Here is a 24,354-nt window from a genome sequence, read left to right on the forward strand (position 1 = left end):
CTTATTCCTCTTCTTGGGTCTGCACCCGTTTCACAGCCTCTTCCAGCAGGTCGAGCATTTCCGGCGAAATGTCGCGCTGGAACTTATCGCGATAATAGATGGCGGCCACCTGCGACGGAGAGAAAGTCTGCAAACGGTCCACGTCAAGTTCCGTCGTTTCCTCGGTCGGTTCCGCCGTATCCCGTTCCCACTTGTAACGGCAGAAACGGCACTGCTTGCCACGGGTCAGTTCGTAGGCCCGCTCCATGCAATAGGCCGGAGGCACGTCCTGAATACGGACATGCAGCTGCACGTACAGCTTTTCTTCGTCGGGAAGGGCCTGCAAGACCGCCAAAGCTTCTTCCAGGGGGACAGCCTGCGCGGGCAGCACCTTCAAGGGCCAGAGGTTCCGCACGGGGCACGTACGCACTTCGGGCGCAGCACCGTGTGAGGCCAGTTCCACTACGCTCACGGAATGTCCGTAACTCTCGTCGAAGCTGACGGGCAGCGGAGAACCGCAATAGCGGGCCCGTCCGCCGGGCAAGGTCTGCGGAAAATGAATGTGTCCCAGGGCCAGGTAATCATACCCCTCGCCCATCAGACGAATATCGGTGTAATCCATGCCGCCGCGTCCGTCGTCCTGTCCAGTAATATCGCTTCCCGTCACGGCCAGATGGGCCATCAGCACCACCGGCAGCCGGGCCACGTTCCGCTCCGCCACCCGGTCGAGCAAGGTCTGGATAAAGAAGCGCTGCCGGTCTTCGCGCGGCACCTCCTCGTCCAGAGACGGGAAGTTCTGCGGATACACATGAGGTAGGGCCACCACATAGCCCCTCAGTTCCCCGTTTCCATCCTTTACCTCCACGAGATGACGCTCCAGATCCACCTCGCCCGCCTCGTTGCGGCAGATGGAGCCGACCACGGTCACTCCGGCATACTTCCACAGGTTGCGGCTGATTTCCAACTTGGAACTGCTGTCGTGATTGCCCGCCGTAATGACAATCTGCATCGACGGACACGTCTCGTGCAAGGCCACCAGGGCATCGGTGTACAACCGCTGGGCAGAGGCCGAAGGGCTACAGTAATGAAACACGTCGCCCGACACAAGCAACGCATCGGGCTGTTCTGCGGCTACCCAGTCGCGCAGCTGCCGGAGGAAATCCCGTTGTTCCTCGCCCCGGTCATAATCGAACAGCTGCTGCCCCAGGTGCCAGTCACTGGTATGTATGATTTTCATCCGGCTTACAACGTTTTAGGGGGATAAAGAGTGTTCCACCACGTCGGGTCATCCTGCAACCATTTGGCAAACCACGCAAAGATGGTGTTCTGCCACTGGATACGCTTCTGATAGTCCAGAATGTGATGGTCTTGTCCGTCCACTACCACCAGGGCCGTTTCCCGTCCCAGCAGTTTCAGGGCCGTGAACATCTGAATGCTTTCGCCCACCGGCACATTGGTATCCGCCGAACCGTGGAGGAAGAGCAGCGGGGTGTGTACCTTGTCGGCATTGAACAGCGGACTGTGGCCGACAAAGAGTTCCGGGTTCTGCCACGGGTAACTGTTGGCAGCCGACACCTCGCTGTAGGAATAGCCCCAATAGCCTTCGCCCCAGTAGCTGGTGTGGTCGCTGATGCCGGCATGCGAGATGGCAGCCGCAAACAAATCGGTCTTCGTCTGGAGGTACTGGGTCATAAAACCGCCGTAGGAAGCGCCAATACATCCAATCTTCTTGCCGTTGACAAACGGATGGGCTTCCACAAACTTGCGGGTGCCTTCAATGATGTCGTCGGCCACATAGTCGCCGAAAGTGTTCACATGGCGGGCAGAGAACTCCTGACCGAAGCCAGTAGCTCCGCTCGGCTCTATCACATACACCACGTAACCCAAGGCGGCATAGGCATGGTGCGGATAACGGCTGCCGAAGTTCCGGCTAGTAGGACTGCATCCGCCGTAGTAGTTCACAATCATCGGGTATTTTTTGTTCGGGTCAAAATGAGGCGGCAGGTAGTAGCGTCCGCAGATGGTATCGCCCCGCGAATTGACAAAATCCCAGGCCTTGCATTCGCCCAGCAGCACATCTTTCAGTTCCCCGTGCAAATCTTCTTCCAGCTTCGAGGCATCCTTCTTCAAATCGACCACATACAGGCGGTGCGCATTGGAGGCACTTTCCCCGTAGAACGACAGGGAAGACGCCTGCTCGGCCACGGAGAATCCCAGTACCATTTCTTCGGGCACATTCACCTTTTCAATGTGCTTCTTTGCCGGGTTCAGACGGAACAGGGAGATGCAGTCGCGGTCTTCCGCATTGAAGTAGACACAGTTGTCGGCAGCCGACCACACCGCCTGCATCACGTTCGGGTTGAAGGTCTTGGTGAGCGGTTCAATCTGCTTGCTCTGCAGGTCCATCAGGTAAAGCTGGATGTCAATCATACTCGGCGTCTGCCCTTCCTTCACGTTCTTGCCGATACCTCCCAGACACTCCGGCGAACCGGCCAGCAGCACCTGACGGCCGTCGGGCGAGAAGAGGGCGTTGGTCAGGAAGCCGTCATCTTTCACCAGCTCTTCCACCTGCAAGGTCTGCACGTCCATCTTGTAAAGCGAGAACAAGGTGGTCGGACGCTTGCCCATGCGGTGGTTGGAAGCCATCATCAGGACATACCGCCCGTCGGACGAGATATCCGTGGCCCACACGTTCTTGTAGCCGAAGGTCAGCGGCTGGCAGACCCCCGTCTTCACGTCGAAACGCGCCAGATAGGTACGGTTGCGCCATCCCGGCTGACGGTCGTCGGGGTCGATGAACTCATAGATTTCCTTCTTCTCTTCCGGACCTTTCTGCACCAAGGTAAACAGCAGGTAGTCTTCGGTGGGCGCTACCCGGAAACTACCTTCCGGCAAGTGGCTCACCCACACTTCCTCCTGTCCGGAGACAGGGTCCACCGTCACCAGTTCCCGTCCGGATACGCCCTGACGTACATAATAATACTTAGCGGAACGCGGCATCCAGTGCAGCGTCTCTTCCCGCGTAGCCAGCACCTTGCCGGTCTTCAGTTCCTTGACCTTGGTCTGCGAGGTAGTCTTTCCGCCTTCCTTCGTCACCGTGTACGAAGTAATCAGGTATTTCCCGTCGGCTGAAAGCTCGGTGGCTGTGATACGGGTGCCGTGGAGCACATCGGCCAGGGTGAACAGACGCCCCTGTTCGGTACGGAGGCTGAACACCCCGTCCTGCTTGGCATCGAGGCTCACTTTCGGCACACTCTGTTCGCCCGGCACAGAAAGGTATTTGATGACCACCTGATGGGTAGCCGGATCCAGCGACAGCGAAGTATCTTCCACCCGCTTGCCGTCCACGTACACCTGATAGTGGGAAGCCCCCTCCACCTTCAGCGACACCTGGCCGTAGTGCGTGTTCTCCAGCACGAAGCCCATGAGGTGCAGGGCATAGTCGGACGAAGGTGTCAGCTGTCCGGCCTGCTTCACCTCCGCTCCGTCGAGCAGGGCAAACGACACCGGCGTGTCCAGCAGTGATTCCGCCTTCCACGGTTTGGAATTAACATCCACACTGTCAATCTGATAGGGTTGCATCAAGGTATAGGGACCTGCGTACTTGAACGAGGTCACTTCAATATTCTCGGCATTCACCAGCATGGCTCCGCAAAGAGAACATGCTATAAAAAGTTGCTTTTTCATCTCTTTTTTTCAGTTTATTGCCACAAACATAATCAAAAATCATCATTTTTTATGTATGTTTGTAGAACAACTAACAAAGAGCACCATGAAAAAACATCTGAGCGTATATGCCATTTCCCTGCTGATGCTGGCAGGATGCAGTTCGGTTCCTATCACGGGCCGTAAACAATTGTTGCTGGTCTCCGATCAGGAAGTCTTGTCTTCCAGTCTGACCCAATATAACAGTTACATTAAAAGTGCCCAAAAATCTACCAATGCTGCCCAAACGGCCATGGTAGTAAGAGTGGGAAAAAACATTGCGGCAGCTACGGAACAATACCTGCGAAACAACGGACTGGCAGCAGAGATTAAAGAATTTTCCTGGGAGTTCAACCTGGTAAAAAGCAGTGAAGTAAATGCTTTCTGCATGCCAGGTGGAAAAATTGTGGTATATGAAGGACTGATGAAACTAGTATCATCGGATGATGAACTGGCTGTCGTTCTAGGACATGAAGTAGCTCATGCTGTAGCTAAACACAGCAACGAACGAATCAGCCAACAAATGCTGACGCAATATGGTGCGCAACTGTTGAGCGAGAGTCTTTCAGAGAAAAATCAGATGATACAGACCATCGCCAACACAGTATACGGCATCGGATCTCAATATGGAGTAACCCTTCCCTTTTCACGCAAGCATGAGTCGGAAGCTGATTATATGGGACTGATTCTGATGACCATGGCAGGCTACAACCCTGACAAAGCCGTGACATTCTGGCAAAAGATGTCGGCCAGTTCGGGAGGGAAGGTACCGGAACTGCTGAGTACACATCCTAGTGACGCACGCCGTATCAGCGATATCCAGAAGGAACTTCCTGCCATCAAAGCTAAATTTGGAAGAAAATAAAAATACACACCTGCCATGAAAAAAATCGTAATATTACTTTTGGCTGTATCCTTATTAAGCAGCGGATGTGGAACGACACAACCACAACGCACAGGCGCCATCATGGGTGGAGCTACCATCGGCAACAGTGTAGGGGGTGCCATCGGGGGACTGATTGGAGATTCCCGTCACGGCTGGCGAGGAAGTTACAGAGGGTCTGCAATAGGAAGCATTGTCGGCACACTGGCGGGAGCTGCCATCGGGGGAGCGTTGACAACTCCCAGAACACGCGAGAACAACAATCCTCAACGTGAACCACAAAATCAACCCGTAGAACAAGTTGCTCCTTCCTATGATTTCCAATCATCGCTTTCGTCTTTGCAAATCCATAATCTGCGATTCATCGATGAAAACCGTAATCATATTCTGAACGCAGGAGAAAACAGCAAGATTATTTTTGAAATCATGAACGAAGGCAGTGAAATAGCCTATAACGTGATTCCCAGTGTAACCGAAATCAGCGGAGCCAAACAGATACACATATCTCCGTCTATCCTGGTGGAACAGATTCTGCCGGGCAACGGAGTGAAATATACAGCGACCGTCAGCGTAGGCAAACGTGTGAAAAACGGCACAGCTACTTTCCGTGTGGCTGTCACCGATACCCGCGGACAAATTTACGACCGGCAAGAATTTACGTTGAATACGTCACGCTGACTTTACTGACCACTATTCTAAATTAGACCATCATGGAAAAAGAACAATCGTTATGTAAAGAAAAGAAACGGGTGGAGCTGCATGAACCTAAGCACTATAAAGTCGTGCTCCACAACGACGACTTCACCACCATGGACTTCGTGGTGAAGGTACTCAAAATCGTGTTTTTCAAATCGCAGGAGGAAGCCGAATCCCTGATGCTGAAAGTGCACCAGCAGCAGTCGGCCACGGCAGGAGTCTATTCTTACGATATCGCGCAGTCTAAAGCGCAAAAAGCTACTCAAATGGCCCGTGAAGAAGGATTCCCCTTGCGACTGACCGTAGAACCCGAAGATAATTAAACAGTAAAACATCAATGAGTCACATCGAAAAATCTGTATATGTAGACAAAGCGCTGTCGTTTGCCCAAGGGTTGGCCTTCCGTTACCGCCATGAATTTATCACCCCTGAGCACATTCTGAGCGCACTCTTTAACCAAGACCCTTTCGTGGAAGCTGTGGAAGAATGCTTCTGTCACATTCCTGTGATGGAAGAGGAAGTAGACGAATACCTTGCTCAAAAAATGGAACAAGTGCCGGAAGACACTCACTACGAGTTGCAGTTCTCGGCACAGTCGAACTTGCTGTTCCAAAATGCATACGCCTTCGTAGAATCATCGAATGCGGAGGTACTGGACATTCCTCACGTGGTACAGGCCATGTTGCTGTTACCCGACTCGTGGGCTTGCTATTTTCTGAAAAAACACCTGAAAGAACGGATTCCCGACTTTATCAGCCAACTGGTGGTCATCTATGGAGATGATCTCAGTCTGGAGGAGAACGATTCAGAAGAGTCACACGGTCCATGGAAAAATTTCGTCACCTGCTTGAACGAGCAACTGAAGCACCACAACCCGCTTATCGGCCGGGAAGAGGAACTGGAACGCACCATCGAGGTACTGTGCCGGAAAGAAAAGAATAACCCGCTGCACATCGGCGAACCGGGTGTGGGAAAGACAGCTCTGGCCTATGGATTAGCTGCCCGCATCGAGGCTGGGGAGGTTCCTGAACGACTGCAAGGAAGCCGAATTTACGAACTGGACTTAGGAAGCATGCTGGCCGGCACGCAATACCGAGGCGACTTCGAACAGCGACTGAAAAACGTCATGAAGAGCCTCAGCGCGGAAAAGAAGGCCATTCTCTATATCGACGAGATACACAACCTCATCGGTGCCGGACAAATCGGTGAAGGTTCGATGGATGCGTCGAATATGCTGAAACCGTATCTGGAACAGGGAGATATCCGTTTCATCGGTTCCACGACCTACGAAGAATACAACCGGTACTTCTCACGCAGCAAGGGAATGGTACGTCGCTTCCAGCAAATTGACATCCAAGAGCCCAGCATCGACGAAGCCGTCCGCATCGTGGAAGGGCTGAAGGAAAAATACGAAACGTATCACCACGTGACCTATGAGCCGGGAGTCATTGAATATGCTGTCAAGGCGAGCGCCCGCTACATCAGCGACCGTTTCTTGCCCGACAAGGCCATCGACCTGATTGACGAGGCCGGAGCCTACCGGGAAATCCATCCGGCAGCCGACGGCGCACAAACGGTCGACAAGAAACTGATTATGGAAGTCTTGTCGCGTACTTGCAAGATTGATGCCAATGCCCTCAAGGAAGAAGACAATGCAGCCTTGGAAGCATTGTACGAGCGAATGTCCGGACAGATTTACGGACAGGACGAAGCCATCAAACAGGTGGTGGAGGCCGTGCAGATGGCCAAAGCAGGACTGCTGGACGAGAACAAGCCGCTGGCCAGCCTGCTGTTTGTCGGCCCTACGGGAGTGGGAAAGACAGAAGTGGCCAAGGTACTGGCATCGGAACTGGGCATCTCACTGGTACGTTTCGACATGAGCGAGTACATGGAGAAGCATACCATCGCCAAACTGATTGGTTCGCCGGCAGGATACATCGGCTACGAAGACGGAGGCTTGCTGACGGATGCCATCCGGAAAACACCCAACTGCGTGCTGTTGCTGGATGAAATCGAAAAAGCACACCCTGACATCTTCAACATCCTGTTGCAGGTGATGGACTATGCGGTGCTGACCGACAACAAGGGACGGAAGTCTGACTGCCGCCACCTAATTCTCATCATGACCTCGAACGCGGGGGCACAGTATGCACACCAGGCATCCATCGGCTTCAATAGTCAGGTGACCACAGGACAGGCCATGCTCCGCCAGGTAAAGAAAACGTTCAAACCGGAATTCTTGAACCGTCTGTCGGCGGCTGTGGTCTTCCATGACATGAGCCGGGAAATGGCAACCCAAGTGCTCGACAAGAAGCTGCGCCAACTGGACGAGAAGCTGGAGCGCCGCCATGTCTGCCTGCACCTGACCCCCGAAGCCCACGAATGGCTATTGAAGGAAGGCTTCAAGCCGGAATATGGAGCCCGGGAAATGGACCGTGCCATTGCAGCCCACCTGAAACCGCTACTGATGCGCGAAATCCTCTTCGGCTCGCTGAAGCAGGGAGGCGACATCACGGTCACTGTAGCAAACAACCAACTGAGTATTCTCTCATAATCTGTACACCATGGTTTTCCAACTGACTAAAAAACTGGCTTTCCCCGACCCGCACTGGGGAGACCCCGACGGCTTGCTGGCCATCGGGGGCGACTTGTCGGTCGACCGGCTCATCCTGGCCTATTCCAACGGCATCTTCCCCTGGTATGCGTTCCGACAAAAAGTCATCCAATGGTGGTGCCCCTTGCAGCGTTTCGTCATCTTCCCGGGAGAGATTCACATCTCCCACTCCATGCGCACGCTGATGAATAAAAACACGTACAAAGTGACGTTCAACCAAGCCTTCGAGGAAGTGATACGGAATTGTTCGAAGCTCCGCATCGACGAGGAAGGAGCCTGGCTGGGCGAGGAAATGATTGAGGCTTACATCCGCCTGTACGAGCAGAACCTAGCAGCCAGTGTGGAGGTGTGGGAAGGCGACAAGCTGGTCGGTGGACTGTATGGCGTGACCCTCGGCACGTGTTTCTTCGGAGAAAGTATGTTCTCGCTCGTGCCCAGTGCCTCCAAGCTGGCCCTGATCCGGCTGGCTCAACTGTTGCATGCCCACGGAGCCACCCTCATCGACTGCCAGTTTGAAACGCCCCACCTCAAGTCAATGGGCGGGCGTTACATCAGTTACGAAGAATACATGAAATATTTGAGAGCAGAATAAAGTCCATAAAAAAGTCCGGTTCCCTTGCGAGAATCGGACTTTTTTATGAATAACTGTAAGTAAAATCTTATTAATAAGCGCGGGCAAACAGCACACGGCGTGCAGAAGGTTTGCCGGTCAGCATATCCACACCCGGAGTCAGACTTTCTTCGTCGGCTTCGAAAGGCAGACAGCGGATAGTAGCCTTGGTTTCTTCCTTGATGCGGTCTTCCGTTTCCGGTGTACCGTCCCAGTGAGCCAGGATGAATCCACCCTTCTCAATCTGTTCCTTGAATTCTTCGTAAGTATCTACCTTGTAGATGTGTTCGTTGCGGTACTTCAACGCCTTCTGGTAGATGTTCTGCTGGATTTCTTCCAACAGGTTCTTTACGTATTCTTCGATGCCTTCGCAAGAACGAGTTTCCTTTTCCAGCGTATCACGACGCATGATTTCCATCGTGTTGTTTTCCAAGTCGCGGCCACCCATTACCAAACGTACAGGTACACCCTTCAGTTCATAGTCTGCAAACTTGAATCCCGGACGCTTGTTGTCGGCGTTGTCGTATTTCACGGAGATGCCCATGCTGCGGAGCTTGTTGACAATGCCTTCCACCTTGGCGTCAATCTGCTTCAGCTGCTCATCGTTCTTATAGATAGGCACTACTACTACCTGAATCGGAGCCAAGTGCGGTGGAAGTACCAGACCGTTGTCGTCGGAGTGAGTCATGATCAAGGCACCCATCAAGCGGGTAGATACCCCCCAAGAGGTAGCCCATACATAATCCAACTTGTTGTTCTTGTCGACGAACTGTACGTTGAAGGCCTTGGCAAAGTTCTGTCCCAGGAAGTGAGACGTACCGCACTGCAATGCCTTTCCGTCCTGCATCAGCCCTTCGATGGTATACGTATCCAAGGCACCGGCAAAACGTTCGTTGGCTGATTTCACACCCTTGATGACCGGCACGGCCATGTATTTTTCAGCGAAATCACCGTACACGTGCAACATCTTCTGTGCTTCTGCTTCTGCTTCTTCACGAGTGGCATGTGCGGTGTGACCTTCCTGCCACAAGAACTCAGCGGTACGCAGGAACAGACGGGTACGCATTTCCCAACGAACTACATTTGCCCACTGGTTGCACAGGATAGGCAGGTCGCGGTAAGAGTTAATCCAGTTCTTATAGGTACTCCAGATGATGGTTTCAGAAGTCGGACGGATAATCAGTTCCTCTTCCAGTTTGGCAGCCGGGTCTACAATCACACCCGAACCGTCTTCCGCATTTTTCAGACGATAGTGTGTCACCACCGCACATTCCTTGGCGAAACCTTCCACGTGTTCTGCCTCACGGCTCAGGTAAGATTTCGGAATCAACAGCGGGAAATAGGCGTTCACATGTCCTGTAGCCTTGAACATATCGTCCAGGATGCGCTGCATCTTTTCCCAGATAGCATATCCGTAAGGCTTGATTACCATACAGCCACGCACCGGAGACTGTTCAGCCAAGTCGGCCTTTACCACCAAATCATTATACCATTGTGAATAGTTCTCACTTCTTTTGGTAAGTTCTTTTAATTCTTTTGCCATAACTTTATGTAGTTATTTTATTTTTAATATCAATTGAGACCGCAAAATTAGTAAAAAAGATTCGTTTGCCTCTGATTTTGAAACAGGATTTATTCAAAACGAATGGATTTTGCGGGATGAATGTGACTAATCAGATAAGACGGACCCACCAGCATGGCCACAGACACCAGCAGGGTGCAGACGTTCAGCAGCACAATCCAACCCAGATGAAGCTCCACGGGAACCGCACTGACATAGTATGTGGCCGGATCCAGCTTGAAAGGCTCAAAGAAATACTGGATGACGCAGAACGCCAGTCCGATAACATTCCCCCAGCACATGCCCCTCCCGATGAGGAAGACAGAGAACGACAAGAATATCTTCCGAATGGAAGCATTGTCGGCCCCCAGCGCTTTCAGGATTCCAATCATCTGCGTACGTTCGAGAATGATAATCAGCAAGCCCGAAATCATAGTAAAGCCCGCCACTCCGGTCATCAGAATCAGGATGACCCACACGTTCGTGTCGAGCAAGTCCAGCCAGGCAAAAATCTGCGGATAGAGTTCTTCCGACGTGCGTGAGCAATACACCGCCCCGTAACGGTCGATCCGCTCCTGGATATGTGCCCGGATGGCATCGTTCACCGTATTCAAGTCGTCGTAATCTGATACGGCCACTTCCACGCCCCCTACCTGGTCCGGTTCCCATCCGTTCAGGCGGTTCACGGTGTACATGTCCGTCACCAAGAAATAATCGTCGAAAGCTGAGAAATGGGTTTGGAAAATCCCGCTCACCGTCAGCCGGCGTGCCCGCACATTGTCTTCAATGTAATAGGTGTACAGCTTGTCGCCCACCTTCAAGGAAAGCTTGTCGGCCATGGAACGGGAAATCAACACGCGGTTGCTGGCCACGGAATCCGTGAGCACCGGAATCTCCCCTTCCTGCAAATGCGCCTTCAGGTAAGTCCAGTCGTATTCCTGGGCCACCCCCTTCACAATCATTCCCTGAAAATTATCGGCCGTCATAATCATGCCCGGCTTCGTGGAGTAACGCTGCACATGACTCACCTCCGGAATCTGCCGTATCACCGAAAGCAGGCTGTCGTTGCCCACCACCGGGTTCATCTGGTAAAGCTGTGCCCCGTCGATGCTGGAGACCACAATGTCGGACCCCATGCCGATGACCTTGTCGCGCACCTGATGCTTGAAGCCGATGACCACGGCCACCGATACCAGCATCACCGCCAGCCCGATGGCAATACCGGCCATCGCAATCCGGATAGCCGGCTTAGAGACCTCCTTCCCGCCTTCCCGGCTGCGGTAAATCCGCCGTGCGATAAAAAATTTCCAGTTGCTCATCATTCATCCACTCTTCCCGGATAGGCTTCGAGTGCTTTACGCAGGATGAACAGCGCCCGTACCAGGTCTTCTTTCTTCAGTACATAGGCCACACGCACCTCGTTCTTGCCGCCGCCCGGCGTGGTATAGAAACCACTGGCCGGAGCCATCATGACGGTTTCCCCCTCGTAGTTGAAGTCGGACAAGCACCAGGCACAGAACTTCTCACAGTCGTCGACCGGCAGTTTGGCCACCGTATAGAAAGCCCCCATCGGTATCGGCGAATACACGCCCGGGATACGGTTCAGTCCGTCAATCAGGCACTTACGTCGTTCCACATACTCGTCGTACGTTTCGCGGGCATATTCTTCCGGTTCGTCGAGCGAAGCCTCTGCTGCAATCTGTCCGATGAGCGGAGGACTCAAACGGGCCTGACAGAATTTCATCACGGCCTTGCGCACTTCCGGGTTCTTCGTAATCAAAGCTCCGATGCGGATACCGCACTCCGAATACCGTTTCGACACGGAGTCAATCAGCACCACGTTCTGTTCAATGCCTTCCAGATGGCAGGCAGAGATATAAGGAGAACCCGTATAGATAAATTCACGATACACTTCGTCGGAGAACAGGAAGAGGTCGTACTTCTTCACCAGGTCCCGAATCTGGTTCATCTCCCGGCGAGTGTACAAGTAGCCGGTCGGGTTGTTCGGGTTACAAATCAGGATACCCTTCGTGCGTTCATTGATCAGTTCCTCGAACTTCTCCACCTTCGGCAAAGAGAACCCCTCGTCGATGGTCGTCGTCACCGTACGGATAATTGCGCCGGCAGAGATGGCAAAGGCCATGTAGTTGGCATAGGCCGGTTCCGGCACAATAATCTCATCACCCGGGTTCAGGCAACTCATGAACGCGAACAACACCGCCTCCGACCCCCCGGTCGTGATGATGATGTCGTCGGCATCCAAGTGAATGTCATACTTCTCGTAATACCCCACCAGCCGCTCGCGGTAGCTACGGTAACCCTGGCTGGGACTGTATTCCAGCACCTTCCGGTCGATATTTCGAATCGCATCGAGGGCCGCTCGCGGAGTAGGCAGGTCAGGCTGACCGATATTCAAGTGATACACATGAATTCCTCTCTCTTTCGCAGCTTCAGCCAGGGGAGCCAGTTTACGAATCGGCGACTCCGGCATTTCAGTTCCTCTGATGGATATTTGTGGCATATTTTATGTTTTTAAAAAATTCTGAATTGCAAAGATAAAGCGATTGCCGAAATAAACCAACTTTGTGTCCAGAAAAAACAGCAGTTTGCTATCCGTAAAAAAAGCCCTCCAAGTAAAGTTTAACGCCTTTTCAGGCATTTTCCATGTCTTCAACCCAAAAAATCCGTATGTTTGCTCTCGATAACCAAACATCCAATCTATATGAATCTTTACCTAATTATATTTACCGCCGGAACCTACCGGGCAGAGCAAGTTTACGACAAGCACAAAGATCTGTTTGTCGAACTGGAGAAACACTTCACGCTCCACCTGGTCAACTATACTGAAGCTGATAGCATCCCCAGCAACGAATACAAAATGGTATTCATCGCCAGTGGAGGTGTGGAAAATGCCGTAGTACGCTTTTTCAGCATCCTACCCTATCCCATCACCCTGCTCACTGACGGCCTGAACAACTCGCTGGCCGCCGCCCTTGAAATCTCTGCATGGATACAATCGAGAGACATGAAAGTGAGAATCATTCACGGACTGGCGCCCGACATGGCCAACCAGGTACTTCTGCACCATCAGGCCTTTGCCGCCAAACGGGCCCTGAAAAAGAAACGCATCGGTGTCATCGGTACCCCAGCTTCCTGGCTGGTAGCCAGCCATGTGGACTACCTGCTGGCCGGACAGCGCTGGGGAGTGATTTATACCGACATCCCCATCGAGCATGTGGAAAAAGCCTTCCATGAGATTACCGAAGACGAGATAGGAGTGGAAGCCTCCTTGTTTGCCAACCGTGCCAAGGGAATTCAGGAAGCGACCCCCGAAGAACTGCTGCGGGCCATGCGCTTGTACAAGGCCATCCGCCGCGTATGTGAAGAAGAAAAACTGGACGCCCTTACCCTTTCCTGCTTCTCGCTCATCCAGAGCCTGAAGACCACGGGTTGCCTGGCCCTCTCCCTGCTGAACGACGAAGGCATCCCTGCCGGATGCGAAGGCGACCTCCAGTCCATCATGACCTTGCTGATGGTGAAAGAACTCATCGGCCAGCCGGCCTTCATGGCCAACCCGTCGTTTGTCGACCTGACCCGCAACGAGGTGCTCCTGGCCCACTGCTCCATCCCCACACGAATGGCCGAGCAGTTCATCATCCGTAACCATTTCGAGACGGAAAGCGGCATCGCCATCCAAGGCATCGTGCATGCAGGTGAAGTAACCCTCTTCAAATGCGGCGGCGAGTGCCTGGACGAATACTACCTGTCGTCGGGCCACCTCATTGAAAATACGAACCTGGTGACCTGCTGTCGTACCCAGCTAAAGGTACGGCTGGACAAACCAGTCGGCTATTTCCTGCACAACCCGCTGGGCAACCATCACATCCTGATACAGGGAAACTATGCCGACGTCATTCAGGAATTCATGCAACAAAACCGGTGCAAATTGCGAATTGACTGATTTTTCAAAACCATTTATTCTCTCATTCAATTTATAATCGTATCTTTGTGTGAATAATTACAAATTGAAAAGCAAGAAAAATTATGATGCATAACTGGTTTGAATGCAAAATCCGTTACGAAAAAGTAGTCGAAAACGGCATGAACAAGAAAGTAACGGAACCCTATCTGGTGGACGCACTCAGCTTCACCGAGGCTGAATCGCGTATTATCGAAGAAATCACTCCCTTCATCAGCGGAGAATTTACTGTATCCGACATCAAACGCGCCAACTACAGCGAACTCTTCCCTAGCGAAGAGGAAGCAGCCGACCGCTGGTTCAAGTGCAAGCTCTATTTCATCACCCTCGACGAGAAAAGCGGTGCTGAAAAGAAAACGGCTACCAACGTGCTGATACAGGCTGCCGACCTGCGCGACGCGGTAAAGAAACTGGACGAAGGCATGAAGGGCACAATGGCCGACTACGTGATTGCTTCCGTAGCCGAAACCGCCCTGATGGATGTATATCCTTACTCGGCAGAGCCCGACGTGAAACCGGAATTCCCGGATGCAGACAAACGATGAACAAACACTTATCAAAACCATGGATATTCAGTCTAATTTAAATGAGGTACGGACACAACTTCCTCCCCAAGTGCGCCTGGTAGCTGTATCCAAGTTCCATCCCAACGAAGCCATCCTGGCGGCCTACGAAGCCGGACAGCGCATCTTCGGGGAAAGCAAGGAACAGGAGTTGAGCAAGAAGCAGGCTTCCCTGCCCGCCGACATCCAGTGGCATTTCATCGGCCACCTGCAGACCAACAAGGTGAAGTACATTGCGCCCTACATCGCCATGATTCATGCGGTAGACACCTACAAGCTGCTGGCCGAAATCGACAAACAGTCCGCCAAATGCAACCGCGTGATTCCCTGCCTGCTGGAAATCCATATCGCCGAAGAAGACAGCAAATACGGATTTTCTTTCCAGGAATGTCGCGAGATGCTCGACACCGAGCCGTGGCGGGAGCTGACCCATGTGGCCATCAGCGGCGTGATGGGCATGGCCACCAATACCGACGACCAAGCGGAAATTATGAAGGAATTTGAAAGTCTGCACCGCTTCTTCACGGAACTGAAAGACACGTATTTCGCGCACGACGACCGCTTCAAGGAGATTTCCATGGGCATGTCGCACGACTACCAGCTGGCCGTGAAAGCCGGCAGCACGATGGTACGCGTAGGCAGCAAGATTTTCGGAGAAAGAGTATATTAAAAACGAGAAGAATATGGCACAACTAAAAACAACTTTTGCGGGGTTAACCCTGAACAACCCGATTATCATCAGCAGTTCGGGCCTGACGAACAGCCTGGCCAAAATCCAGAAACTGGAAGAAGCCGGAGCGGGTGCAGTGGTACTGAAATCAGTTTTCGAAGAACAAATCAATATGCAGGCAGGCAGCATGCAGGGCTACGGTTCTCCCGAAGCCGACGACTACCTGGGTGCTTACGTGCGCTCTCATGCCCTGAACGAGCACATCGCCCTGATTGAGGACGTGAAGAAGCACTGCAAGATTCCGGTCATCGCCAGCATCAACTGCTACAGCGACAGCGAATGGACCGACTTTGCACGCCTGATGGAACAGGCCGGAGCTGATGCACTGGAAGTGAACATCCTGTCTTTGCAGACCAGCAAGGACTACAAGCCGGGCAGCTTCGAACAGCGCCACATCGACATCCTGCGCCACATCAAGAAGGTGGTCCGCATCCCGGTCATCCTGAAACTGGGCAGCAACCTGACCAACCCGATAGCCCTCATCAACCAGCTCTATGCCAATGGAGCAGCTGCCGTGGTCTTGTTCAACCGTTTCTACCAGCCGGACATCCAGATTGACAACCTGACCTTCACCACCGCCAGTGTGATGAGTTCTCCTTCCGAACTGGCCGACCGTATCCGCTGGGCAGCCATTGCTTCGGCTGAAGTGCCGCAACTGGACTATGCCGTTTCGGGCGGTGTACATTGCGGAAAAGGTGTCATCAAGTCCCTGCTGGCCGGAGCTTCTGCCGTAGAAGTGTGCAGCGTCATCTACCAGCACGGCAACCAGATGATTGAGACCATGAAGAAGGAACTGGCAGAATGGATGGACGACAAAGGCTACACGACCATCGCACAGTTCAAGGGCAAGATGAACGCAGCCGCCGCCGGCGAAGTGAACCCCTTCGAACGTACCCAGTTCATGAGATACTACAGCAACCACGAAGAATAAAACGGCTTCGCGGAAACGCATAAAAAAGCGGATGCTTCCTTCCTTTTCCAGGTAGAAGCATCCGCTTTTTTTGTCTTCATCTATCCGGCCTCAGCGTTTCAGCAGACCGATTTTCAGGTTCAGCTTGAAATAATACACCCCGTTTTCACGCTCCAGGTAGCCGTACTTGTCTTTCTCGGTGGAGCCTTTCTCCAGGCGGCTGTTCTGGAACAGGAAGTCGGCAAAGGTCTGGCGGAACGCCCGCTGGTAGCACAACACCTCGCCGTCGCCCGTCACGAACAAGAAACCGGCGATGGCCGAGTCGGTACCGTTGTACAGCTTGGCCGGACGCATGCCCGTGGCCAGCGCCAGCAGCAGTTCCTTCACCTTGTATTCATAGAAGCGGTGCTTCGTAATCAGTTCATCCTTGATTTTCAGCGGATTCAGTTTCTTGAGCTCCTCCGTCAGGTCCGACACCTTCGTGAGGCCGTCCAGCCACATCAGGCGGGTCATTTCGGCCAGCAGACGCCCCATGTGCAGGTCAATCATCGACAGGTTGCTGCGGAAAATCTTGTCGGCCACGTCGCTGTACTTCAGCACACCGCCCAGCCGCTCAATCATCAGCATCCGCGACACCACGTCGTCTTCCTCCCCTTCCGCATTGATTTTGTTGACGGTAGGCGTAGCAAACTTCACACCCGTCTGCTCAAACTTGAAGTTGGCCGTGCGTCCGCCGTCGAGCAGCGGAATCATCATCCCCAGCCGGGAACGTACGCAGAAACCCGTGAGCGGGGCATCCCCCGAATAGAACGCCACACTGAAATCCGTACGGTCGTCCGTGCGGGCCTCCAGGTCGAAAATAGCCACCTCGTCGAGGAACTCCTCCACCCCGTCGGGCGAGGTCACGTCGTCTTCCCGGCTCTGACGGATGGCGGCATAGATGAGTTCGGCCACCGTGGCAAAGTCCTCGCGCGGAATCCGCTTGTCGATGTGCTCCCCTTTCAAGTGGATAAAATCTTTCTCCAGAATATACTGACGCGTACCGTCGTGCTCCTCACGCTGCACCATCGCCACCGGAAGACGGAGCGTTTCATCCTTCTTCACGTCGGGAGTTCCGCCGTACACGTAGCCGTCGGCCAGCAGCCGGAAAAACGCATACAGTTCCCCCCATTCTCTTTTCGTCGCTTCAAATGCCATAATCTCTTTATTTTTTAAGTGCAAAGGTAGTAAAAGAAGCGTTAACAAAAACGTTTCCGACAAAAGCAAATCCTAATAGATGTTATTAAACAGATTTTTCCGGGCATTTTGCTTGCAGAGTACCAGAAAATACGTACCTTTGCAATGTGTTTTTCATAGTATTAGATTTAAGGTTAACAAAAGGTTGGAGTTCAGCGGAACTCCTTTTTTTATGCCCGTTCATCAACCGTTTTTCCCCTCCCTAAAAACGCTTCGGCGTTTCACCCAAAACGTCTAAGCATTTCAAGCAAAACGTTTAGGCGTTTTCATTCAAACGCTTAGACGTTTGATTCCAAACGCAAAGGCGCTTTATTCCAAACGTAAAGGCGTTTTCCCTAAGGTGTCAAAAGTCATGAAAAATCTACAGAAAGTCTACATATATCCTCCCATTTTGTATCTTTGTCGCCAAATCAAATGAATTATGGAACAAACTACTCAACTTAACGAACACCACAAGCAGGAATATCCTCCCATGCATACCTGCGAACACATCGTCAACCGCACGATGGTGAATCTTTTTGGATGCGGACGGGCGGTATCGGCCCACATCGAACGGAAGAAAAGCAAACTCGATTTCGCCCTTCCACAAGCGCCTACTGAAGAAGATATTACCCGCATTGAAAATACGGTCAACGAGGTCATTGCCCGTCATCTGCCGGTTACCACGGAATTCACCACCCAAGAAGATGCCGCCGGACGCTTCGACTTGAAACGCCTGCCCGAAGGGGCCTCCGACACGGTGCGCGTAGTACACGTGGGCGACTACGACGAATGTCTGTGCATCGGACTGCATGTAGAGAATACCTCAGAAATCGGTACGTTCAAAATCATCAGCCACGACTACAAAGACGGCATCTTCCGGATGCGTTTCAAACTGGTTTAAACCGCACGTATTATGGCAAAGAAAAAAAGAGGCTCTTCCACCGGCTCGTTAAAAGGGTTCATCCTCCTGCTGCTGATTCTCGGTGGAGGGGTATACTTCTACCAAAACCAGCAGAACCAGCCCGAAGCAAAAGGGCTGGAAAAAGGAATCTCGGAAACCTTGGAAAAAGCCCGGGAAAAAGTATCACAACGGGGGACCAAGGATGCGACAGAGGAAAGCGCTTCACCGTCGACGACAAACCGCATCAGCAGCAAACTGGAAATTCCGGTCGTGCTAAAGAAACGGGAGGAAATCCAGTTGCAACGCACGGGCTACACGGTGTCGTACAATAATTTCTACAAGACGCCCAACTGGGTGGCCTGGGAACTGACCCGCCAGGAAACGAAGGGAGACGAGGAACGGAAAAACCGCTTCGTGCCCGACCCGGACCTGCCTGAACCGCGCGTGGAGCATGCAGACTACACACACTCCGGCTACGACCGGGGGCACATGGCACCGGCTGCCGATATGAAGTGGAGTAAAAAGGCCATGGAAGAATCGTTCTACATGAGCAACATCTGTCCGCAGAACCAGAAGCTGAACCGTGATGACTGGGGCGATTTGGAAGAACTGTGCCGCAGCTGGGCACGGAAATACGGTACGGTGTACATTGCCTGCGGCCCGATTTACGACCAGAAACAGCCGAAGCGTATCGGAGAGCATCGGGTGGCCGTACCCGACCGGTTCTTCAAGGTGGTACTGATTTACAACCGGAAAAATCCCATCGCCATGGGCTTCCTGTTCGACAACAAGGCCCATCATCAGGCCCTGCAGAAATACCTGGTACCGGTCGATTCAGTAGAGAAAGTGACAGGTATGGATTTCTTCTCCAAACTACCTGACAACGTAGAAAATCGTATAGAGGCCGAACTGCCGGCACTGCCTTCAGGAAGATGAAGGCAGACTGGCAACCGGTCGCTCTGTTATTCTTCCTCCTTGTATTCTTCAATGCAAAAACGGTTGACGGTGCAATGTATGAAATCCTGGCTGGCACGGTAGACCACCATCTTCACGGCCATCCCGTCGTTAGCCTCCAACACATATTCATGGGTACCGGTCGTATTCATCCGATACCACATTCCGTTTTGTCCGTAATATATCCGCAAAAGATTCTCTGATGTATAATCCCAGCTGATACGGTAAAGTCCGGTTTTCCCTTTATGAAAGGAAAAAGTACAGGAGTTCTCGTCATAATCCACACAATCCAACGAGGTGACTTCGTCTTTATAAAAGTTCAGCACGGCCGCCTGCCCCAAAGTATCATATTCAAGCCGGGTATAATTCTCCTCTCCACACTGATACCTGAAAGTTTCTCCCAAATGAATCTTGGGAAGAGGCGTATAGCCGTCTACATCTTCCTTGTCACAAGAAAACAAAAAGAGTAGTGCCCACAGGCACATTCCTACATATAGCAGTTTTTTCATCGCGTATTATTTTTATTCCTCTTCACATCCCCCACCCAATGCATGGTAGAGGGTGATTACACTTTTAATCTCTGAATTTCGGTCGGCCACCAGCGACAACCGTGCCGTCAGCAACGACTGGCGTGCCGTCAGTACCTCCAGATAATTTATCGTCCCATGCTCCATCAGCAGTTCCGTATCGTGCAGGGCATCCGATAAGTGCCCCACCTGCTGCTGGTCGAGCTCCGTTTTCCGCCGGGCCGTCTGCCACTGGTTCAGGGCATTGTTCACCTCCGTACCGGCATCCAGCAACGTCTGCTGGAACTGAAGCAAAGCCTCTTCCTGCTGCGCCTTACTGATTTTCAGGTTGGCTATCAGTTGCCCGCGCTGAAAGAGGGGTTGTACCAGCGAGCCCACCGCCTGTAGCAGCCAGGCCCCCGGGTTCGTCACCAACGCTCCTCCGCTGTTGGTCCATCCGACCGCACCGCTCAACGTCACACTGGGATAGAAGCTGGAACGTGCCTGATTGGTGGCATAGAAAGCCTGCTTGAGCGTAGCTTCCGCCTGCCTTACGTCGGGACGACCAGCCAGCAAATCCAGCGGCACCCCTATCGACAGGGTCTGCGGGAAATTCACCTCGCTGAGTGTGCCGCGTGCAATGTGCTGCGGAGTCCAGAAATCGAGCAAAGAGGCTTCCGTATTCAAACGAGAGGCCTCCGCCTGATTCACCGTCGCACGGTCGGCCTGTCCGGCCCGCATCAGGGCATTCAGGCTACGGATATATTCTTTCCAACTCTCCACCGTTTCTTCCGTCACAGCCACCTGCTCATCGAGCATCAGCAAGGTGTAATAACTTTCCGCCACCGTAGCAATCAGCTGGGTCTGTACCGCCTGCCGATACGCCTCGCTCTGTTCCAACGCCGCCCGTTCTTTCCGTTTGGCATTGGTCAACTTCCCAAAAAAATCCAGCTCCCAACTGGCAGAAGCCCCCAACGTGTAGGTTTTGGTGGGTTTGCTCCCGTCGTAACTGCTCAACGCCCCTTCCGGGTCCAGCTGTGCCGATGGCAGATAGGCCTGCTTGGCCGAAACCAGCGAAGCCCGTGCTTCCTCCACTTTCAGGCGAGCCACGTTCAAATCCGTATTGGCCTCCAGAGCCCGTTCAATAAGCTGTTGCAAAGAAACGTCGGTAAACAATTCCTGCCATTTCAAATCCCCCAGCGAGGAGGTGGTATCCACCTCCTCCGGGAGCGTTCCAAACAGTCCGTCGGTTTGCACTTCCGGCTGCTGGTATTTGGTATAGATGCCGCACCCGGTCAGCATACTGCCCAGGCAAACGAGCATTCCTAAATGACTTATATTTTTCTGCATATCAAAATCGTCTTTAGTAGATTAACTATTTCTGCCCGGACCTCAGGCATCCGTATTCTCTTCTGTATGTCGGCGCGGCATCACCTTTTCCTCAATCACTTGGAACACGGTAAACAACACCGGCACCACAAACAGCAGGGCTACCGTACCGACCAACATTCCTCCTACCGTACCGACACCCAGCGAACGGTTTCCATTGGCTCCGGCTCCCGTAGCGACAATCAGCGGGAACAAGCCGATAATCATGGTCAGCGCCGTCATCAGAATCGGACGCAAACGGACTCCGGCAGCCGCCACGGCAGCCTGCACAATGCTCATTCCCTGCCGGCGACGGGCAGAAGCATATTCAGTCAGCAAGATGGCTGTCTTTGCCAGCAAACCAATCAACATAATCAATCCGGTCTGCATGTAAATGTTGTTCTCCAATCCGAAGCACTTGGCAAACAGGAAGCTTCCCATCAGTCCGAAAGGCACGGCCAGAATCACCACCATCGGGATAAAGAGACTCTCATACAGTGAGCACAGAATCAGGTAGATGAACACGATACAGATAATGAAGATAATCACGGTATTTCCCGTACTGCCGGATTCCTCACGCGTAATACCGCTGAACTCATACCCATAGCCGACAGGCAAAGTCTGCGCTGCCACTTCCTCGATGGCTGCAATGGCATCTCCCGAACTGTATCCGTCGGCCGGCATTCCGTTCACCGGAATGGAAGTGTACATGTTGAACCGTGTCAGCGTTTCTGCCCCGTACACCTTGGTCAGGGTGATGAACTGTCCCACAGGCGCCATGGCCCCGCTCTCGGTCCGTACGAACATGTTGTTGAGCGACTCCTTGTCCAGACGATAATCCTTGCGTGCCTGAATCATGACACGATACAGCTTGGAGAAACGATTCAAGTTAGAGGAATAGTTACCGCCGATATATCCGGAAAGCACACTCAACACATCGGACGTGGTGACACCCGCCCGCTGGCACTTCGCGGCATCTACCTCCACCATATACTGCGGGAACTTCGTATCGAAAGTGGTGTAAGCCATGGAAATTTCAGGCCGCTTGTTGAGGGCCGCAATGAAATTCTGGGTGTACTTCTGCAAATCGTCCACACTGCCTCCGGCACGGTCCTGCACATACATCTCGAAACCGCTACCCATACCGTATCCCATGATGGTAGGCTGGGCAAAGGCAAAAATCTTGGCCGACTTGATGTCTGCCGTATGCTGATAGATGGCGGAAATTACCGCATTGATATTGTCCTCCGCTTTCTCCCGTTCATCCCAATGTTTCAGTTTGATAATCAGCATACCTCCTGAGGCGGCCTGTCCGCCCATCATGCTGTAACCTGTCACATTGGAATACGTCTTTATCTGCGGAATCTCACGGATACGCTGGTCAATCATTTCCATCGTCTTGCGGGTCTGTGCCAAACTGCTTCCGGGAGGGGTGGTCACATTGACAAAGACCGTACCCATGTCTTCATCCGGCACCAGTCCTGTTTTTGTGGTCCGCATGAAGAAAACCAACAAGGCACAAACGGCCACCAAGGAAACCCAGGCAATCCATTTCCGCCGCAGGAAGAACGACACGCCGTTTTTGTATTTCAGCACCAAGCGGTTGAACGAAGCCTCAAAGGCATGGTGGAAACGGGAAGAGAAGCTCAATTTCTCGCCCGTCGTCTTGTCCATGTGAGGTGTCATAATCAGGGCACACAACGCCGGACTGAGGGTCAAGGCATTGATGGCCGAGATACCCACCGCCACCGCCATGGTCAGACCGAACTGCGTATAGAATACCCCACTGGTTCCTCCCATGAACGAGGTAGGAATAAATACCGCCATGAACACCAATGAAGTAGTAACAATGGCCGCAGAGATGCCGTCCATGGCAGCCACCGTCGCCTTATAAGGAGAGCGGTAACCTTCGTCAAACTTGGCCTGTACGGCCTCCACCACCACGATGGCATCGTCCACCACCGTACCAATCACCAATACCAGGGCAAAGAGAGTCAGCAGGTTCAAACTGAATCCGGCCACATAGAGGAAGGCAAACGTACCCACCAGCGACACGATAATAGAGATTGACGGAATGATGGTGGAACGTACACTCTGCAAGAAGAAATAAACCACCAGCACCACCAGAATGATGGCCTCAATCAAGGTCTTCACCACCTCATGCACCGACGCATCCAAGAAGTCCTTCGTACTCATCAGGTCGGTCAGCACCAGCCCCTTGGGCAAGTCTTTCGAGATTTCCGCCATCAAAGCATCCACCTCCTTCACAATCTCGTTGGCATTCGATCCGGCGGTCTGCGAAATCATACACGTAGCACCGGGGTGGCCCGCAATCTGGCTGTTATAGGCATAAGTCTGGGCACCTAATTCCACCTCGGCCACATCCTTCAGGCGGAGCACTTCACCTGTCGGCAAGGCCTTGAGCACCATGTTGCCAAACTCTTCTGCCGTTTCATACCGACCCCGGTACTTGAGCGTGTATTGAAATGTATTTTCAGAATCCTCGCCCAGCGTACCTGTAGCCGCTTCCACGTTCTGGTCATCAAGCAAAGCGATGACATCGGCCGGCACCAGCTGATGCTGGGCCATCTTCTGGGGATTCATCCAGATACGCATGGCATAATCCCCTCCCATCACGTTCACATTTCCGACGCCCGTGATACGGGAAAGACGAGGTTCTACGTTAATCTTGAAATAGTTGTTGATAAAATTCTGGTCGTAACTGTCGTCGGGACTGTACAATGCCAGAATCTTCACCATACTGTTCTGGCGTTTCTCCACGGTAACTCCCACTTTGGTCACTTCCGCCGGCAACAGTCCTTCCGCTTCCGACACACGGTTCTTCGTGTTGACAGTCGCCATGTCCGGATCGGTTCCCTGCGCAAAATACACCGTAATGGAAGCTGACCCCGTATTGGTCGCCGTAGAAGTCATATACGTCATGTTCTCTACCCCGTTGATGGCTTCTTCCAGCGGAGCGATGACACTCTTCAGCACCGTTTCCGCATTGGCACCGGTATAAGTGGTCGACACCATGATGGTAGGTGGTGCAATGTCGGGATACTGCTCCATCGGAAGATTGCTCAGACCGATGATTCCCAACATCAGAATCAGCACGGAAATGGCACACGACAAGATGGGCCGGTCGATAAAAGTCTTCAGTTTCATGGCACCCTC

General features: G+C 52.7%; 20 protein-coding genes. 11 read left to right on the top strand and 9 right to left on the bottom strand.

Annotated elements, in window-relative coordinates; genetic code table 11:
- Nucleotide 1: 1 nt before the first annotated feature.
- Together OCV81_RS02245 and OCV81_RS02250 are read right to left on the bottom strand one after the other, a co-directional pair.
- Nucleotides 2-1,216 carry a metallophosphoesterase family protein gene (locus OCV81_RS02245; RefSeq protein ID WP_148328002.1) on the bottom strand — a complete coding sequence of 405 codons (1,215 nt, stop codon included), beginning with the start codon at nucleotides 1,214-1,216 and terminating at the stop codon, nucleotides 2-4.
- A 5-nt stretch (nucleotides 1,217-1,221) separates the two neighbouring features.
- Complete coding sequence (locus OCV81_RS02250) at nucleotides 1,222-3,666, bottom strand: S9 family peptidase (RefSeq protein ID WP_148328004.1); 2,445 nt, start codon at nucleotides 3,664-3,666, stop codon at nucleotides 1,222-1,224.
- A gap of 85 nt (nucleotides 3,667-3,751) precedes the next feature.
- On the opposite strand from OCV81_RS02250, the gene OCV81_RS02255 reads away from it, so the two are divergent.
- Genes OCV81_RS02255 through aat form a run of 5 tightly spaced genes read left to right on the top strand, consistent with a single transcriptional unit; the run spans nucleotide 3,752 to nucleotide 8,469 of the window.
- The gene (locus OCV81_RS02255; protein WP_148328006.1) at nucleotides 3,752-4,549 is read left to right on the top strand and encodes a M48 family metallopeptidase; all 798 of its coding nucleotides are present in this window, start codon (nucleotides 3,752-3,754) and stop codon (nucleotides 4,547-4,549) included.
- A 15-nt stretch (nucleotides 4,550-4,564) separates the two neighbouring features.
- Nucleotides 4,565-5,245, top strand: a complete 681-nt coding sequence (locus OCV81_RS02260; protein WP_148328008.1) for a glycine zipper family protein — start codon at nucleotides 4,565-4,567, stop codon at nucleotides 5,243-5,245.
- Between the two features lie 32 nt (nucleotides 5,246-5,277).
- Nucleotides 5,278-5,586: an ATP-dependent Clp protease adaptor ClpS gene (locus OCV81_RS02265; RefSeq protein WP_022353114.1), complete on the top strand. Its 309-nt coding sequence runs from the start codon at nucleotides 5,278-5,280 to the stop codon at nucleotides 5,584-5,586.
- A 14-nt stretch (nucleotides 5,587-5,600) separates the two neighbouring features.
- Nucleotides 5,601-7,817, top strand: coding sequence for an AAA family ATPase (locus OCV81_RS02270; protein WP_148328010.1), 2,217 nt, complete (start codon nucleotides 5,601-5,603; stop codon nucleotides 7,815-7,817).
- A gap of 10 nt (nucleotides 7,818-7,827) precedes the next feature.
- Nucleotides 7,828-8,469 (top strand): leucyl/phenylalanyl-tRNA--protein transferase, encoded by a 642-nt coding sequence (gene aat, locus OCV81_RS02275; RefSeq protein ID WP_148328012.1) that lies wholly within the window; start codon nucleotides 7,828-7,830, stop codon nucleotides 8,467-8,469.
- 70 nt (nucleotides 8,470-8,539) lie between these two features.
- Here aat and proS read toward each other — a convergent pair whose 3' ends face one another.
- The 3 genes from proS to OCV81_RS02290 form a co-directional block, all read right to left on the bottom strand.
- Nucleotides 8,540-10,030 carry a proline--tRNA ligase gene (gene proS, locus OCV81_RS02280; RefSeq protein ID WP_022353111.1) on the bottom strand — a complete coding sequence of 497 codons (1,491 nt, stop codon included), beginning with the start codon at nucleotides 10,028-10,030 and terminating at the stop codon, nucleotides 8,540-8,542.
- Nucleotides 10,031-10,119: 89 nt separating this feature from the next.
- Entirely contained in the window at nucleotides 10,120-11,370 is a 1,251-nt protein-coding gene (locus OCV81_RS02285; protein ID WP_148328015.1) for an ABC transporter permease, read from the bottom strand.
- On the bottom strand, nucleotides 11,367-12,569 hold the full coding sequence (locus tag OCV81_RS02290; RefSeq protein ID WP_148328017.1) for a pyridoxal phosphate-dependent aminotransferase: 1,203 nt from the start codon (nucleotides 12,567-12,569) through the stop codon (nucleotides 11,367-11,369). Before OCV81_RS02290 ends, OCV81_RS02285 begins: the two co-directional genes overlap by 4 nt.
- Before the next feature lie 201 nt (nucleotides 12,570-12,770).
- Between OCV81_RS02290 and OCV81_RS02295 the strand changes: the two genes are divergently transcribed.
- The 4 genes from OCV81_RS02295 (at nucleotide 12,771) to OCV81_RS02310 (ending at nucleotide 16,251) form a co-directional block, all read left to right on the top strand.
- Complete coding sequence (locus tag OCV81_RS02295; RefSeq protein ID WP_148328019.1) at nucleotides 12,771-14,009, top strand: fucose isomerase; 1,239 nt, start codon at nucleotides 12,771-12,773, stop codon at nucleotides 14,007-14,009.
- A gap of 80 nt (nucleotides 14,010-14,089) precedes the next feature.
- Nucleotides 14,090-14,572 carry a DUF4494 domain-containing protein gene (locus OCV81_RS02300; protein WP_148328021.1) on the top strand — a complete coding sequence of 161 codons (483 nt, stop codon included), beginning with the start codon at nucleotides 14,090-14,092 and terminating at the stop codon, nucleotides 14,570-14,572.
- Nucleotides 14,573-14,591: 19 nt separating this feature from the next.
- Nucleotides 14,592-15,260: a YggS family pyridoxal phosphate-dependent enzyme gene (locus OCV81_RS02305; RefSeq protein WP_148328086.1), complete on the top strand. Its 669-nt coding sequence runs from the start codon at nucleotides 14,592-14,594 to the stop codon at nucleotides 15,258-15,260.
- 13 nt (nucleotides 15,261-15,273) lie between these two features.
- A complete protein-coding gene (locus tag OCV81_RS02310; RefSeq protein ID WP_148328023.1) occupies nucleotides 15,274-16,251 on the top strand; it encodes a dihydroorotate dehydrogenase-like protein in 978 nt (325 codons plus the stop codon).
- 90 nt (nucleotides 16,252-16,341) lie between these two features.
- Here OCV81_RS02310 and OCV81_RS02315 read toward each other — a convergent pair whose 3' ends face one another.
- Nucleotides 16,342-17,427 (bottom strand): HpaII family restriction endonuclease, encoded by a 1,086-nt coding sequence (locus OCV81_RS02315; RefSeq protein ID WP_148328025.1) that lies wholly within the window; start codon nucleotides 17,425-17,427, stop codon nucleotides 16,342-16,344.
- A 460-nt stretch (nucleotides 17,428-17,887) separates the two neighbouring features.
- Here OCV81_RS02315 and OCV81_RS02320 point away from each other — a divergent pair, with 460 nt between their 5' ends.
- A complete protein-coding gene (locus OCV81_RS02320) occupies nucleotides 17,888-18,349 on the top strand; it encodes an alanyl-tRNA editing protein (RefSeq protein WP_022354057.1) in 462 nt (153 codons plus the stop codon).
- A gap of 12 nt (nucleotides 18,350-18,361) precedes the next feature.
- Nucleotides 18,362-19,285, top strand: coding sequence for a DNA/RNA non-specific endonuclease (locus tag OCV81_RS02325; protein ID WP_148328029.1), 924 nt, complete (start codon nucleotides 18,362-18,364; stop codon nucleotides 19,283-19,285).
- 26 nt (nucleotides 19,286-19,311) lie between these two features.
- Here the strand turns inward: OCV81_RS02325 and OCV81_RS02330 are convergent, their stop codons facing one another.
- The 3 genes from OCV81_RS02330 to OCV81_RS02340 are packed head-to-tail and all read right to left on the bottom strand — an operon-like array spanning nucleotide 19,312 to nucleotide 24,345.
- Complete coding sequence (locus OCV81_RS02330) at nucleotides 19,312-19,812, bottom strand: hypothetical protein (protein WP_148328031.1); 501 nt, start codon at nucleotides 19,810-19,812, stop codon at nucleotides 19,312-19,314.
- A gap of 12 nt (nucleotides 19,813-19,824) precedes the next feature.
- Nucleotides 19,825-21,159 (bottom strand): TolC family protein, encoded by a 1,335-nt coding sequence (locus tag OCV81_RS02335; RefSeq protein ID WP_148328033.1) that lies wholly within the window; start codon nucleotides 21,157-21,159, stop codon nucleotides 19,825-19,827.
- A 42-nt stretch (nucleotides 21,160-21,201) separates the two neighbouring features.
- Nucleotides 21,202-24,345: an efflux RND transporter permease subunit gene (locus OCV81_RS02340; protein ID WP_148328035.1), complete on the bottom strand. Its 3,144-nt coding sequence runs from the start codon at nucleotides 24,343-24,345 to the stop codon at nucleotides 21,202-21,204.
- Nucleotides 24,346-24,354 lie beyond the last annotated feature (9 nt).

The organism is Phocaeicola fibrisolvens (assembly GCF_025567125.1).
In the GTDB taxonomy this organism is placed as follows: domain Bacteria; phylum Bacteroidota; class Bacteroidia; order Bacteroidales; family Bacteroidaceae; genus Phocaeicola; species Phocaeicola fibrisolvens.

Coding starts and splice junctions, on each gene's coding strand:
- OCV81_RS02250 (WP_148328004.1), bottom strand. CDS start 3,666: ATGAAAAAGCAACTTTTTATAGCATGTTCTCTTTGCGGAGCCATGCTG.
- OCV81_RS02330 (WP_148328031.1), bottom strand. CDS start 19,812: ATGAAAAAACTGCTATATGTAGGAATGTGCCTGTGGGCACTACTCTTT.
- OCV81_RS02320 (WP_022354057.1), top strand. CDS start 17,888: ATGGAACAAACTACTCAACTTAACGAACACCACAAGCAGGAATATCCT.
- OCV81_RS02340 (WP_148328035.1), bottom strand. CDS start 24,345: ATGAAACTGAAGACTTTTATCGACCGGCCCATCTTGTCGTGTGCCATT.
- OCV81_RS02305 (WP_148328086.1), top strand. CDS start 14,592: ATGGATATTCAGTCTAATTTAAATGAGGTACGGACACAACTTCCTCCC.
- OCV81_RS02295 (WP_148328019.1), top strand. CDS start 12,771: ATGAATCTTTACCTAATTATATTTACCGCCGGAACCTACCGGGCAGAG.
- OCV81_RS02245 (WP_148328002.1), bottom strand. CDS start 1,216: ATGAAAATCATACATACCAGTGACTGGCACCTGGGGCAGCAGCTGTTC.
- OCV81_RS02290 (WP_148328017.1), bottom strand. CDS start 12,569: ATGCCACAAATATCCATCAGAGGAACTGAAATGCCGGAGTCGCCGATT.
- OCV81_RS02325 (WP_148328029.1), top strand. CDS start 18,362: ATGGCAAAGAAAAAAAGAGGCTCTTCCACCGGCTCGTTAAAAGGGTTC.
- OCV81_RS02285 (WP_148328015.1), bottom strand. CDS start 11,370: ATGATGAGCAACTGGAAATTTTTTATCGCACGGCGGATTTACCGCAGC.
- OCV81_RS02315 (WP_148328025.1), bottom strand. CDS start 17,427: ATGGCATTTGAAGCGACGAAAAGAGAATGGGGGGAACTGTATGCGTTT.
- OCV81_RS02255 (WP_148328006.1), top strand. CDS start 3,752: ATGAAAAAACATCTGAGCGTATATGCCATTTCCCTGCTGATGCTGGCA.
- OCV81_RS02270 (WP_148328010.1), top strand. CDS start 5,601: ATGAGTCACATCGAAAAATCTGTATATGTAGACAAAGCGCTGTCGTTT.
- OCV81_RS02265 (WP_022353114.1), top strand. CDS start 5,278: ATGGAAAAAGAACAATCGTTATGTAAAGAAAAGAAACGGGTGGAGCTG.
- proS (WP_022353111.1), bottom strand. CDS start 10,030: ATGGCAAAAGAATTAAAAGAACTTACCAAAAGAAGTGAGAACTATTCA.
- OCV81_RS02260 (WP_148328008.1), top strand. CDS start 4,565: ATGAAAAAAATCGTAATATTACTTTTGGCTGTATCCTTATTAAGCAGC.
- OCV81_RS02335 (WP_148328033.1), bottom strand. CDS start 21,159: ATGCAGAAAAATATAAGTCATTTAGGAATGCTCGTTTGCCTGGGCAGT.
- aat (WP_148328012.1), top strand. CDS start 7,828: ATGGTTTTCCAACTGACTAAAAAACTGGCTTTCCCCGACCCGCACTGG.
- OCV81_RS02310 (WP_148328023.1), top strand. CDS start 15,274: ATGGCACAACTAAAAACAACTTTTGCGGGGTTAACCCTGAACAACCCG.